This is a genomic window from Nocardia citri, assembly GCF_054065835.1.
In genome coordinates this window covers 67,565-80,675 of sequence record NZ_JBSUQM010000004.1, presented here as the reverse complement: position 1 = coordinate 80,675, position 13,111 = coordinate 67,565, and the positions used below count along the sequence as shown (strand labels likewise).

Annotated in this window: 13 protein-coding genes and 1 pseudogene; 9 read left to right on the top strand and 5 right to left on the bottom strand. The window is 65.4% G+C overall.

Going from position 1 to position 13,111, the window contains the following annotated elements; all coding sequences use genetic code 11:
• Positions 1–305: 305 nt before the first annotated feature.
• Both ACW2Q0_RS08335 and ACW2Q0_RS08330 read right to left on the bottom strand, forming a co-directional pair.
• Entirely contained in the window at positions 306–509 is a 204-nt protein-coding gene (locus ACW2Q0_RS08335; protein WP_457187890.1) for a DUF397 domain-containing protein, read from the bottom strand.
• Positions 506–1,393, bottom strand: a complete 888-nt coding sequence (locus tag ACW2Q0_RS08330) for a helix-turn-helix domain-containing protein (RefSeq protein WP_457187888.1) — start codon at positions 1,391–1,393, stop codon at positions 506–508. Before ACW2Q0_RS08330 ends, ACW2Q0_RS08335 begins: the two co-directional genes overlap by 4 nt.
• 337 nt (positions 1,394–1,730) lie before the next feature.
• Between ACW2Q0_RS08330 and ACW2Q0_RS08325 the strand changes: the two genes are divergently transcribed.
• The 3 genes from ACW2Q0_RS08325 to ACW2Q0_RS08315 all read left to right on the top strand — a co-directional run bounded on the left by ACW2Q0_RS08325 (position 1,731) and on the right by ACW2Q0_RS08315 (position 3,746).
• A complete protein-coding gene (locus tag ACW2Q0_RS08325; protein ID WP_457187886.1) occupies positions 1,731–2,108 on the top strand; it encodes a hypothetical protein in 378 nt (125 codons plus the stop codon).
• On the top strand, positions 2,105–2,461 hold the full coding sequence (locus ACW2Q0_RS08320; protein WP_457187885.1) for a hypothetical protein: 357 nt from the start codon (positions 2,105–2,107) through the stop codon (positions 2,459–2,461). Before ACW2Q0_RS08325 ends, ACW2Q0_RS08320 begins: the two co-directional genes overlap by 4 nt.
• A 337-nt stretch (positions 2,462–2,798) precedes the next feature.
• Positions 2,799–3,746 carry an NAD-dependent epimerase/dehydratase family protein gene (locus tag ACW2Q0_RS08315; RefSeq protein WP_457187883.1) on the top strand — a complete coding sequence of 316 codons (948 nt, stop codon included), beginning with the start codon at positions 2,799–2,801 and terminating at the stop codon, positions 3,744–3,746.
• Positions 3,747–3,754: 8 nt separating this feature from the next.
• Here the strand turns inward: ACW2Q0_RS08315 and ACW2Q0_RS08310 are convergent.
• Positions 3,755–3,967 (bottom strand): annotated as a pseudogene (locus ACW2Q0_RS08310) (acyl-CoA synthetase); the annotation flags it as partial.
• Between the two features lie 207 nt (positions 3,968–4,174).
• Here ACW2Q0_RS08310 and pruA point away from each other — a divergent pair.
• Complete coding sequence (gene pruA, locus ACW2Q0_RS08305; RefSeq protein WP_457187881.1) at positions 4,175–5,812, top strand: L-glutamate gamma-semialdehyde dehydrogenase; 1,638 nt, start codon at positions 4,175–4,177, stop codon at positions 5,810–5,812.
• The gene (locus ACW2Q0_RS08300; protein ID WP_457187879.1) at positions 5,809–6,756 is read left to right on the top strand and encodes a proline dehydrogenase family protein; all 948 of its coding nucleotides are present in this window, start codon (positions 5,809–5,811) and stop codon (positions 6,754–6,756) included. The genes pruA and ACW2Q0_RS08300 overlap by 4 nt, the downstream gene beginning before the upstream one ends.
• Positions 6,757–6,846: 90 nt before the next feature.
• Here ACW2Q0_RS08300 and ACW2Q0_RS08295 read toward each other — a convergent pair whose 3' ends face one another.
• Positions 6,847–7,698, bottom strand: a complete 852-nt coding sequence (locus ACW2Q0_RS08295) for an oxygenase MpaB family protein (RefSeq protein WP_457187877.1) — start codon at positions 7,696–7,698, stop codon at positions 6,847–6,849.
• A 141-nt stretch (positions 7,699–7,839) separates the two neighbouring features.
• Between ACW2Q0_RS08295 and ACW2Q0_RS08290 the strand changes: the two genes are divergently transcribed.
• Complete coding sequence (locus ACW2Q0_RS08290) at positions 7,840–9,267, top strand: acyl-CoA synthetase (protein ID WP_457187875.1); 1,428 nt, start codon at positions 7,840–7,842, stop codon at positions 9,265–9,267.
• A gap of 303 nt (positions 9,268–9,570) precedes the next feature.
• Here the strand turns inward: ACW2Q0_RS08290 and dapD are convergent, their stop codons facing one another.
• Complete coding sequence (gene dapD, locus ACW2Q0_RS08285; RefSeq protein WP_457187874.1) at positions 9,571–10,518, bottom strand: 2,3,4,5-tetrahydropyridine-2,6-dicarboxylate N-succinyltransferase; 948 nt, start codon at positions 10,516–10,518, stop codon at positions 9,571–9,573.
• A 79-nt stretch (positions 10,519–10,597) separates the two neighbouring features.
• Here dapD and dapE point away from each other — a divergent pair, with 79 nt between their 5' ends.
• Genes dapE through ACW2Q0_RS08270 form a run of 3 tightly spaced genes read left to right on the top strand, consistent with a single transcriptional unit; the run spans position 10,598 to position 13,102 of the window.
• Entirely contained in the window at positions 10,598–11,689 is a 1,092-nt protein-coding gene (dapE, locus tag ACW2Q0_RS08280) for a succinyl-diaminopimelate desuccinylase (RefSeq protein ID WP_457187872.1), read from the top strand.
• A 10-nt stretch (positions 11,690–11,699) separates the two neighbouring features.
• A complete protein-coding gene (locus ACW2Q0_RS08275) occupies positions 11,700–12,506 on the top strand; it encodes an LOG family protein (RefSeq protein WP_457187870.1) in 807 nt (268 codons plus the stop codon).
• Entirely contained in the window at positions 12,500–13,102 is a 603-nt protein-coding gene (locus ACW2Q0_RS08270; RefSeq protein ID WP_457187868.1) for an LOG family protein, read from the top strand. The genes ACW2Q0_RS08275 and ACW2Q0_RS08270 overlap by 7 nt, the downstream gene beginning before the upstream one ends.
• Positions 13,103–13,111: the final 9 nt, after the last annotated feature.

Below are 13,111 nucleotides of genomic sequence, written 5' to 3'. Positions count from 1 at the left end.
GTGCCGGGCCGGTTGAGTTCTTCGAGTCGCAAATACCGACGCCGCCCCCCGAGCTACGCCATCTCAACGCGCTTCCTGCTCGGCTGAGTCGCTGGTTCCGCTCGCAACCAAGATCAGGTGGAATCTGTGGCGGCATCGGTCGAGAAGCCCCCGCCCTCAGCGCCACCTGATCTTGATCCCTTCGGTCCCGGTGTGGCGCTGCGGCGCGGCTTCGAGGACACGGCCGACGGCGGCGATCACCCGGTCTGGCCGCTGCTGTGGTTGCTCTTGAACTAGTTCGCCTGGAGCAGGTCGGGTTTCATGATTCATGCTCCCTTGAATTCGCCCGCTCGCACGCCTGCGGCGAAGGCGTCCCACACCTCTGGTGCGAAGACCAACGCCGGGTCGGTCGGGTTCTTCGAGTCACGGACACCGACCGCACCGTCGAGCCAAGCTACCTCAACGCAGTCGGTCTGGCTGCCGCTGTGGCTGCTCTTGAACCAGTTCGCTCCGGATAGGTCGGTTCTCACGCTTCATACTCCCTTGCGACTCGCCTCAGCAGGTCTCGCGATTTCACTTCATCGTGCGATGTACTCCGAATGACCGAAGCAATCTCATCGTAGCGTCGTACACCATCGGTACTCTCCAGATACAGATCCGCCTTGCCCATGCCTTCGAAGTAGACCAGCGGCGGTTCCACCGGGTTGCCCTTGGTATCGAGGTCGAAGTTCAGAATCATGAAGGGGCCATGCAGCAGTCCCCATGTGCACCCGGCACTGAACGGATGAATCCGGATACTGACGTTCGGCAACTTACCGATCTCTGCCAAGTGCCGCAGCTGCGCCGCCATCACGCGGGGGCCGCCTATGACGCGGTGCAGCGCCGACTCGTGAAGAAGTAGCTCGAGCTGCACCGGGTCTGTCTTGCGGGTGATGATCATCTGGCGCTTCATACGCAGCTCCATTTTGCGATCGATATCTTCCTGACCTGGCAGGGCGCTGATCACTGCCCGCGCGTAATCGGGAGTTTGCACCAAACCGAGAACGATCTCCTGGTACGAGATCAGTTGGCGCGCAGCGGGCGTCAACTCGACGATCATGTTGAACGCCTCATCGCTGTGGAGACCGGCGAACGCCGAATACCACGAGGTGACCCTGGCTTGCTTGGCAAGCTCGACGGCCCGTGTGGTGTCCGCGCGTGAGACTTCATACAGATCACACAGTGCCTGTACATCTATCGCGCGGACCTTCTTCGTCTTGGCCGCCTCGATGCGCTGCAAAGCTGCCTGGCTCAGCTCCACCAGGGCGGCAGCCTTGGCGATGGTCAAGCCGGTCGCTTCTCGGCGCTCGCGCAGGAATCGGCCCAGCTGTCGCCTGGGCAAGGTCGAGGGCTCGGATACGTCGTCGCTGGTCATGGTCTATGCCTCCCCTACGGAAAAGTGAGTGGTTCGGTACTGTGAAATCGAATCAATCGTGATCCAGGAGCGAATCGCATTCTGGGCCTTCGTATCAGCTTATTTCGAAGATTCGATTCGTCTCGAATCAGACTAGTGCCCGTGATGTGCTGTGTCAGGCGTTCGGGTGACACAGCAGCCCCTTGAAACCCCAATCTGGCGGAACCGCAACAACATCAGCGACCGATTCACGGCTCGTGGGCACTCTCGCGAGCCGACCCGGCACCGCTGTTGCTGCTCGCTGATCCGGACGCCTGACGGATCTCCAATACCGACCAGGTTCCGGGGAGGGACCCACATGACCCACACGCAATCCACCGCACCGTCGCCGTACACCGGTAAGCCCAAGGCGATCGGGTTCGTTCGCGCGGATGTCTCCGGACCGCACGTGCCTCGGCATGTCAGCGAAATACACAGGCATGCAGGCACATTGGGATATCAGTATGTGTATACCGTCCGTCCACCGGGGGACGAGCCCGATCCGATCGGTTACCTGCTCGCCATGGCGGCCGGGCTCGATGTCGAGGTCGTCGTGGTTTTCGAGTTGGCGCATGTGAACGATCAACCCGCACTGGTCTGCGATCAGGGGTACGACCTGGAAACTGTTTGCCCGCAGAGCACTTGGACACGCACCGCCCAGCCCGTGCCCGGTATCGAAACGGGGGCGGCGAGTTGAGTGAGGAGACGATCGTCACGCCACTGGCGCTGTGCGGCAGCGCCGAAATCGAGCTGGCGCACCAGCAGATGCGGCGACATCGGGCGTGCCGGATACAGGTGTGCGCGTGGAAGTGGGTCGCGTACCACACCCTCGTCGCCTACGGTCGGATCGCGCCGCAGACGTTGAGTCCGCGCGAGCGCGCGCACCGGCGCGGCATCGAATTTCTCGCCGCCGCACCGCAATCGCCTGCTACCAGATCGCTTTCCGCTTGCGGCACAGCAGAATTCACGCTCTTGCATCGGGTGCTGAACGGCCTTGAAGAAGACATGCGCGCCCATCTGCGCGACGGCCGCGAGGGGGAGCGACGGTGAGTCCGTGGCATGTGTTGTCCAGTGTGGCGGCCGTACTCGGCGGGGGTATGGTCGCGGTGATCGCTCTCGGATGCGTATGGCCGGTCGACCGGCCATACCGCTCTGTCGCACATCGGCGCGCCCGCGCGCAGTGCCCTTTGCGTCCCATCGAGTGGCCGAAGGCGTGGACATGCGACCTGCCGTCCCCGCCGTTGACGCTCGCCGACGCCCATCGCGCGATGCAACTGCACCGTGAACACGACTGCGCCAGAAAGCGGGCCGCCTTCGCGACACTGGTCGCGGCAGGGCACGCCACACCTGATTCGGCACGTCGATACCGTTGGTGGGAGATGCCCTTGTGAACGATCGTCTATCCACGAAGGAAGAATCCCCGCGTACCGGTAACCACGTCGTCGTCACCGGCGGCGCTGGATTCCTCGGCTCGCATCTGTGTCGTGCACTGCTCGCGCGCGGAGACCGGGTCACCGCGATCGATAACCTCAGCACCGGCTGTCGGGCGGCCGTCGAAAACCTCACGGCGCACCCGCATTTCACCCTCCGCGTCGCGGATGTGACCACACCCGGCGCATTCGCCGACCTCGCCACGATCACCCATATCGCGCATCTCGCCTGCCCCGGCAGCCCGAAAGCCACTGTCCGGCGGCCGACCGACACTCTCCGAGCGGCCTCGACCGGCACCCTGGCCGCTCTCGACCTGGCCGCGAGTCGCGGCGCGCGCATCGTCGTCGCATCCGGTCCCGACAGCAACGGCGACCCGCGAAACGCCGGCCTGGCAGGCGATTGTCACGTGCAGGCGTTGTGCATCCTCCTCGCTGAGGTCATCGCCCGTCATTACGGTGGCGCGGACGTGGGCATCGTGCGGCCCTTCGAGGTTTATGGTCCACACCACTGGCCGGGCGACGGCCGCATCGCGGCCACGATCTGCGCTGCCGCACTACGTGATCAGACACTGCAGGTCATCGACGGTGATCTGCGATCATTCGTCTACATCACCGATACCGTCGACGCATTGGTCGCGATGCTCGACAGCACCACGACCGGCCCGGTCGACATCGGCGGCTCTGCCGCGGTGACGACCGCCGAATTCGCCTACACCGCCATAGCCCGCGCCGGTAGCGGCTGGGTGGAGATCGCCCCCGCCGATCTCATCGCGCCAACCGCGCACAGCCCGAACCTCGACCGCACCCACGCCTTGCTGGGCTGGCGACCGAGCACATCCCTGGACCATGGCTTGCGTCATACCCTCGACTGGATGCGTACCGTCCTGCCCGCGTATTCACCGTGAGGGCCGGAGCCAACCACCGCGACCTCGGCCACTTCCGGATGTCCGAGCAGTACGGTCTCGACGCCGCCCGTGCCGATGCGATTACCCACCGGACTTGATGAGGTCGACCGATTCCCGGCGACGATGCGGTGCCAACCATCGGCGTCGATCGCCGCGACGCCGCCGGTCTCGAGCCAGCCGTCCTCGGTCCAGCATGCGGCGGTCGCCTCGACCCGGCCGACACCGAAGTGGTGCGGGCCGGATGGCCTCACCCAGTTGGGTCCGCAATCGCCTGCCTTTACTCGCCGCGCCCGGCGACTTCTGCGGGCCGGGCACTGGGAGTACGTGTGTATCGCGCTGACGAATGCATCGAGGCCGCGGCGCAACGCCTGGCCTGACACGACCCGCACTCGTGCCCGATGACCCGGGAACGGCGATAGCCTTGGGGTATGGACGCTGTCACGGTAGTCCCTATCCCCAGCAACGAGCCGGTGCATTCCTACGCGCCGGGCAGCCCCGAGCGGGAGCTGCTGATCACCAAGCTGAATGAGATCGCCGCCGAATCCATCGATATTCCGCTGGTCATCGGTGGCAAACACCGGCCGGGCATCGGGGCACGGCACGATATCGTCGCCCCGCACCGATATCGGCAGGTGCTCGGCACCTACACCGACACCACACATTCGGAAGCTCACGGCGCCATCGAGGCCGCGATCGCGGCGGCACCCGGCTGGCGCACCACGACCTTCGACGACCGTGCCGCCATCTTCCTGCGCGCCGCGGATCTGCTGGCCGGGCCGTGGCGGGAGACGGTCGCCGCCGCCACCATGCTCGGTCAATCCAAGACGGTCCAGCAGGCCGAAATCGATGCGCCGTGCGAATTGGTCGACTTCTGGCGCTTCAATGTGGCGTTCGCGCGCCAGATTCTGCAACAACAGCCGCAGTCGAGCGCCGGGGTGTGGAACCAGATGGACTACCGTCCGCTGGAGGGGTTCGTCTACGCGATCACGCCGTTCAACTTCACCGCCATCGCGGGCAATCTGCCGACCGCACCGGCGTTGATGGGCAATACCGTGGTGTGGAAGCCCTCGCCGACGCAGACGCTCGCGGCTTTCTACACTATGCGGCTGCTGGAAGCGGCCGGACTGCCGCCGGGTGTCATCAACATGGTGACCGGCGACGGTGTCGAATTGTCGGCGGTCGCGCTCGTCGATCCGCGACTCGCGGGTATCCATTTCACCGGCTCCACCAAGACATTTCAGCACCTGTGGTCTCAGGTCGGCGCGAATATCGGCCGCTACCATTGCTATCCACGTTTGGTGGGGGAGACCGGCGGTAAGGACTTCATTGTCGCGCACCCGTCGGCCGATCCGGATGCCTTGCGTACCGCGCTGATTCGCGGTGCCTTCGAATATCAGGGCCAGAAATGCTCGGCGGCTTCCCGCGCCTATATCGCTCGTTCGGTGTGGCGCACGATCGGTGAAGACTTCCTGCAGCTGACCCGCGAACTCGCCTACGGCGATATCGCGAATCTGACGAATTTCGGTGGGGCACTGATCGATCGGCGCGCCTACGACAAGAATGTGGCTGCCATCGAACGCGCTAGGTCGGCGGGTATCGCCATTGCGGCGGGCGGTGAATACGACGACAGCGAGGGCTGGTTCGTCCGGCCGACCGTGTTGCTGGTGGACGATCCGCACGACGACGCCTTCGCCACCGAATATTTCGGTCCCATCCTCGCGGTGCACGTCTACGACGATGCCGAACCCGGCTCCTACGCGGGCGTATTGGCCGAGGTGGAGTCTGCGGCACCCTACGCATTGACCGGTGCGGTCTTCGCACAGGACCGCACAGCCATCGACCAGGCCTCGGCCGCATTGCGATTCGCCGCGGGCAACTTCTACATCAATGATAAGCCGACCGGCGCGGTCGTCGGTCAGCAGCCGTTCGGCGGCGCGCGTGCGTCGGGCACCGACGATAAGGCGGGTTCGCCACTGAACCTGCTGCGCTGGGTCGCGCCACGCACGATCAAGGAGACCTTCGTGCCGCCGGGTGATTACCGGTATCCGCACATGGGGTCGGAATGAACCCATTGCGGCCGGTCATACTCGCGGCCTCCGCTTCGCCGCGGATGAAGCGCATGCTGACCGGGACGCCGGTGACCGCGGAGATCGTCCGGCGGTTCGTGGCCGGTGAGGGCCGTGACGAATTGATTCCGGTGGTGTGTGAACTGCTCACGAGCGGTCGGCTGATCAGCGTCGACTTTCTCGGGGAGAACACCACCGACCGTGCGCAGGCCGCTGCCACGGTGGCCGAATACCTGTCGCTGATCAACGACTTGGCGGCATTGAACGGTTTCCGAGATGCCGCGGTGCGTACCGAGGTTTCGGTGAAACTCTCCGCGCTCGGGCAGGCACTGCCCGCGGACGGCCCGGCCATCGCCACCGAGAACCTGCGCATACTATGCACCAAGGCGGCTCAGGCCGAAGTGTGGGTCACCGTCGACGCCGAAGACCACACGAGCACCGAGGCCACACTTGCCGCGGTTCGTGAGCTGCGCACCGAATTCCCTTGGCTCGGTACGGTATTGCAGGCCTATCTGCATCGCACCGAGGCGGACTGTCGTGAGCTGTCCGGTACCGGATCGCGAATTCGCCTGTGCAAGGGCGCTTATCGGGAACCTCATACCGTCGCGTATCAGCGTGCCACCGAGGTGACCGATTCCTATCTGCGCTGCCTGGAGATCTTGATGAGCGGTGACGGCTACCCGATGGTGGCCACCCACGATGCGGCGCTCATCCTCGCCGCCCAACAGCTGGCGGCCGACACCGGCCGTGGTCCGGACGGGTTCGAGCACCAGATGCTTTACGGCATCCGCGATTCCGAACAGTTGCGGTTGGCCGCCGCGGGCAATGCCATGCGGGTGTATGTGCCCTATGGCAGTCAGTGGTACGGCTACCTGACCCGCCGCCTCGCCGAACGTCCGGCCAACCTCACATTCTTTCTGCGTGCGTTGGTCAGCAAGTCCTAGGGAGATGGGAGCCGGCGGGGTGGGTGAGCTCAGACGAGCGGCTTGCCGAGTCGGTGCCGCCTGCGCAGTGGTCGTCTCGTTCGGTTGTAGTCACACCAGGCGCAGGCCGAGCCTCCTGCGGATGCGCATGTCCCACAGGTAGGCGTTGATCGGAAACAGCCTGACTTGCTTCGGCATTCGGACACTGATCCAGCCGAGGGTGCGCAGGATGCCGGCGAGTTTCCGATCGTCGTCCGCGGCCCAGGTCATACCCATCCGGTCACGCAGATGTTCGGGCAGCAGGCCGGTGACCACGAAGCGGTGGAACCGGGCGAAAGGTAAGCGGGCGGGGCGCGGGAGCATCTTCAGATCGATCAGCTCGTTGAAGTAGTCACGGATCGGGGGATCGATGGTGGTCCTCGCGAGGTGTTCGGTCCAGTACTCGTCGAAGGCGGCGCGGTCGGCAGGCCACGATTCCGGACGCATTTGCAGCGTGGTGCCGAGTCGAGACCCATAGCGGTAGAAGGCTTCCGCATCGACGTTGTTCATCGGACCGTGCATGCGCTCGTAGAGATCGCGGGCACCCCAATAAAGGCACGCGGCTACCCATAGCTGCAGTGCGGGATCGAACGCGTTGTACTGCACCGGACTCGCGGCGGTCGATGTGACCGAGCGATGCGACAGATTCACGGCGTCGCGATAGGAGTCGCGTTCGTCGTCGGTGCCGAGCAGGGCGACCGAAAGATAGGTGAGGGTCGTGCGCAGCCGCTTGATCGGATGCAACATGACCTTGCCGCTGTCGACGGTGCTCTCCAGCACACCGTAGCCGACCGGTGGCGTGCTGAGCTGCATGATGACATTCGCCGTGCCGCCGAAGAATGCGGCGACACCGTCGAGATGTCGCTCGATATCGAAGGTGTCCCCGGCGGGTGTGGACGCGGGTTTACGAAACGGGCTGGGCATCGTCGACCCTGTTCTCATCCTTGAGAGGGAATTGTTCAAACATTCTCACCGTCTCATGGATGTGTCAACCGTCATCTGTTGTCGAGGCGGCTCGCCGGGGGAGCGTGATGGTGCGGTGCGGTGCCGAAGTAGCGTGAGCGAATGTCATTCGGTCCGTCGCTGCTCCTTCGTTCGCTCAATCCGCTTGCCGTCGCGGGGGGAGCGGATATACCGGACGCTGTCACCATCGACGGCGTGACGTTGTCGCGCAGCGATCTGCTGGGTGCGGCAACGTCGGTGGCCGAGCGCATCGCGCGAGCCGATCGGGTGGCGGTGCTGGCACGACCGACCGTGACGACGGTACTCGCGGTGGTCGGCTGTCTCATCGCCGGGGTGACGGTGGTACCGGTGCCGCCGGATTCGGGGACCGCCGAACTGGCGCATATGCTCACCGATTCCGGTGCCCAGGCGTGGTTGGGCGAGGCGCCGCAGGGGTCGGATCTGCCCGTCGTTCCGGTGCGGGTGCACGCACGCTCCTGGCATACCTATCCCGAACCCGACACCGCCACACCGGCATTCGTGCTGTACACCTCTGGCACCACCGGTCTGCCCAAGGGAGTCGTGCTGAGTCGCGGCGCCATTGCCGCCGGGCTCGACGCGCTCGCCGACGCGTGGGCTTGGACGCCGAACGACGTTCTGGTACACGGTCTTCCGCTGTTCCACGTGCACGGGTTGATCCTCGGGTTGCTCGGGCCGCTGCGGGTGGGTAGCCCGCTCATCCACACCGGTAAGCCGACACCGCAGGCCTATGCGGACGCGGGTGGCACGCTGTATTTCGGGGTGCCCACAGTGTGGTCACGCATTGTCGAAGATCCTGATGCGGCACGGAAATTGGCCGATGCGCGCCTGCTCGTCTCGGGTAGTGCGCCGCTGCCGGTGCCGGTATTCGAGCGGCTGCGCGAACTCACCGGGCACGCGCCGATCGAACGGTACGGGATGAGCGAAACCATGATCACGCTGTCTACTCGGTTCGATGGAGAACGGCGTCCCGGATGGGTCGGCACACCTGTCGCGGGTGTCCAGACCCGGTTGCGGGACGAGGCCGGTGCGGATGTCCCGCACGACGGTGAGAGCATCGGTGCCTTGCAGGTTCGCGGTCCGATGCTGTTCGATGGCTACTACAACCGAGCCGAGGCGACCGCTGAATGCTGGACCGCGGACGGCTGGTTCAAGACCGGTGATGTCGCGGCGATCGATGCCGACGGTTTCCACCGCATCGTCGGCCGGGAATCGGTCGACCTGATCAAGTCCGGTGGTTATCGTATCGGCGCGGGCGAAGTCGAGACAGTGCTGCTCGGACATCCGGAGGTGGCCGAGGTCGCGGTGGTAGGTGTTCCGGACGCCGATCTCGGGCAGCGGATCGTCGCGTATGTCGTACTGCGTTCTGCCGCACCGGATTCCATCGAGAAAGCCCTCGTCGAGTATGTGGCCGAACAGCTTTCGGCGCACAAACGCCCGCGTGAGGTACGCGTGGTGGATTCGCTGCCGCGCAATGCGATGGGAAAGGTGCAGAAGAAGCTGCTCGGCTGAAGAACTCGACCTATCCGAGAAATGATCCGCATCCACCCCACCCGCGTCATCGCCTTCGGCTTGCCGGCCGGCGTCACCCACGCACAGCGACCCGCCTCGCAGCAACATTCGGCGTCATCGTTGTCGCCGACGCAGTGAATCCGGATTCATCATCGAGGCAACTGATTTCGCACGCACATGGGCAACTCGTCGGGCACGGGCCAACTCGGCCGCCGCCCTACCGCCGCCCGTCAACGTCACTGTCGAGGCGCTCGAGTCCGGCGCCTGAAGATTCGGGGAGGCGGAGGAGCGAGGCGGACGAGCCTAGTCGTTGGCGTGCAGGTCGGCGTTGAGTTCGATGCCGGTGCCCTTGCGCGCAACGACCTCGACGGCGCCGGTGGTGGAGTTGCGGCGGAACAGCAGGTTGTTCTGGCCGCTGAGCTCGGCGGCCTTGACCACCGTGCCGTCGGGGGTGCTGACCTTGGTGCCCGCGGTGAGGTAGAGACCGGCCTCCAGGACGCAGTCGTCGCCGAACGGGATCCCGAGGCCGGAGTTGGCGCCGAGTAGGGAGCGCTCGCCGATGGAGATGATGGTGGTGCCGCCGCCGGACAGGGTGCCCATGGTGGAGGCGCCGCCGCCGATATCGGAGCCGTCGCCGACCACGACGCCCGCGGAAATGCGGCCCTCGACCATCGACGCGCCGAGGGTGCCCGCGTTGAAGTTCACGAAGCCCTCGTGCATGACTGTGGTGCCGGAGGCCAGATGCGCACCCAGGCGGACCCGGTCGGCGTCACCGATGCGCACCCCCGACGGCACGACGTAGTCGACCATCCGTGGGAACTTGTCGATGCTGTACACGGTGACCGGACCACGCGCCCGCAGCTTGGCGCGCGTCGCCTCGAAACCCTCTACTGCGGCCGGGCCGTGGTTGGTCCACACCACATTGCTGAGCAGCCCGAACTGCCCGTCCAGGCTCACCTCGTGCGGTTTGACCAGCCGGTGCGAGAGCAGATGCAGCCGCAGGTACACATCGTGCGCGTCCACCGGGGCGGCCGACAGGTCGGCGATCGTGGTCCGCACCGCGATCACGTCTACCCCGCGAGCCTCGTCGAAGCCGAGCAGGGCGGCGTATTCCGCGGGCGCCTGATCCAGACGCTTGGTCCCGGTGTCACCGAACGCGCCCAACTCCGGATTCGGGTACCACGTATCCAATACGGTCCCGTCCGCGGTCACATTGGCGATACCGACTGCTGCTGCTCCTTGAATGCTCACGTCATCAGAGGTTACCCACCCATGCGCAGGCGTGGTGAGCCACGTCGGCCGGTACGCACCACGTCGTAGGCTGGCAGCCGTGACCATCGACTTGCGCGCCGACCCCATCGCATTGACCGCGGCTCTCGTCGACATCCCCAGCGTCTCGCGGGACGAGGCTGCGATTGCCGACATCGTCGAGCGGGCGCTGCGCGAGCAGACTACGGGGTTCGAGGTGCTGCGGCACGGAAACGTGGTGCTCGCCCGCACCGACCTGGGGCGGCCGACCCGCGTCATCCTGGCCGGTCACTTGGATACCGTGCCGATCGCCGACAATGTGCCGAGCACCTTCGTGGACGAGGCGGGGCAGCGCCGGCTCTATGGCTGCGGCACCGTGGATATGAAGTCCGGTGACGCGGTCTTCTTGCATCTGGCCGCGACCGTCGCCGAACCGGTGCACGATCTGACGCTGATCTTCTACGACTGCGAGGAAATCGCCGCGAAGCACAACGGCCTCAACCATATCGAGCGGGACCTTCCGGATTGGCTCGTCGGCGATCTGGCCATCCTCGGCGAACCATCCGGCGGTGTCATCGAGGCGGGCTGCCAGGGCACTGTCCGCGTCCGGCTCACGACCAAGGGCGTGCGCGCCCACTCGGCGCGATCCTGGAAGGGCGACAACGCGATTCACCGCATGGCCGCGGTGCTCCAGCGCCTCGCCGACTACAAGGCCCGCGAGGTCGATATCGACGGCTGCGGCTATCGTGAGGGCCTGTCCGCGGTCCGCATCGGAGGTGGGGTGGCGGGCAATGTGATTCCGGACGAGGCGCAGGTCGATGTGAACTTCCGCTTCGCCCCCGACCGCACCGTCGCACAGGCCATCGAACATGTACGCGAGGTATTCGACGGACTCGAGCTCGATGTCGAGGTCGCCGACGCCGCCGCGGGCGCGCTGCCCGGTCTGTCCGCCCCCGCCGCCAAGGATCTGATCAGCGTAGTGGGCGCCGACAGCGTGCGCGCCAAATATGGCTGGACCGATGTCGCGCGCTTCGCCGCCCGCGGCATTCCGGCGGTGAACTTCGGTCCCGGCGACCCCAACCTCGCCCATAAGCGCGACGAGCACGTCCCGGTCGCCCAGATCAGCTCGGTCGCCGAGGTACTTCGCGGCTACCTCACCGGCGTGGCCGGGTAGCGTGGGCGCCATGTCCGCCGAAGCCGCCGATGACGAGATCGCAAGCCCACCGAAGTCGACACCCAAATTCCGCGGACCGATCATGTTCCGCCGCGATCGCAAACCGGGCGGCACCGCCGACCAGAACCTATTGGATCGGCACGGCCCCAGCGATTGGGTGCATACCGACCCGTGGCGCGTCCTGCGCATCCAGGCAGAATTCGTCGAGGGCTTCGGTGCGCTCGCCGAACTGCCGCGCGCGGTCACCGTTTTCGGTTCGGCCCGCACGCCGCCGGGGCATCCGGAGTATCACGCCGCCATGGCCATCGGTGGCGCGCTGGCGCGCGCCGGATTCGCGGTGATCACCGGCGGCGGCCCCGGCGTGATGGAGGCCGCGAACCGTGGTGCTTCGGAAGCGGGCGGATATTCGATCGGACTCGGCATCGAGTTGCCGTTCGAGCAAAGCCTCAACGAATGGGTGGACCTCGGCATCAACTTCCGCTACTTTTTCGCGCGCAAGACCATGTTCGTAAAGTACTCGCAGGCATTCATCTGCCTGCCAGGCGGATTCGGCACCCTGGACGAGCTGTTCGAGGCGCTCACCCTGGTGCAGACCCATAAGATCACCCGCTTCCCGATCATCCTGTTCGGCGGCAAATACTGGGCCGGACTCGTTGACTGGCTGCGCGATTCGCTCGCCGGCTCCGGCAAGATCTCACCCGGCGACCTCGGCCTGCTGCAGGTGACCGATAGCGTCGAGGAGGTCGTGCAGATCATCCTGGCCACCGCTGACGGGGCCACCGATACCGACGCCCTCGGGACGGAGGACCAATGGTGAGTACGGACGGTTACGCGGTCTGCGTCTACTGTTCGGCCAGCACCGCCGATCCGGCGATGCTCGCCCTCGCTGCCCGGGTCGGCACCGAGATCGCAAGGCGCGGTTGGCGATTGGTATCCGGCGGCGGTCACGTCTCGATGATGGGCGCGGTCGCCACCGGTGCCCGCGCGGGCGGCGCGCACACCGTCGGGGTGATCCCGAAACACCTGGTGCACCAGGAAGTGGCCGATGTCGATGCCGATGAGCTGATCGTCACCGACACCATGCGCCAGCGCAAACAGGTCATGGAGGATCGCGCCGATGCCTTCCTCGCCCTGCCCGGTGGCATCGGCACACTGGAGGAATTCTTCGAAACCTGGACCGGCGGATATCTGGGCCAACACGATAAGCCGGTGGTTGTGCTCGACCACAACGGTTTCTATCGAGGTCTGTTCGACTGGCTGGACCAACTCTACGATCGCAAGTTCGTGTCCCAGCGGGCCATGGCCAGGATCACCGTGGTCGAGGATCTGCCCGCGGCCTTCGCAGCGCTGAAACCGATACAGGTATCCGAGGTGACGCACGAGCCGGGCAGCACTGTCCACGGGGAGATCTGACGCATTGAT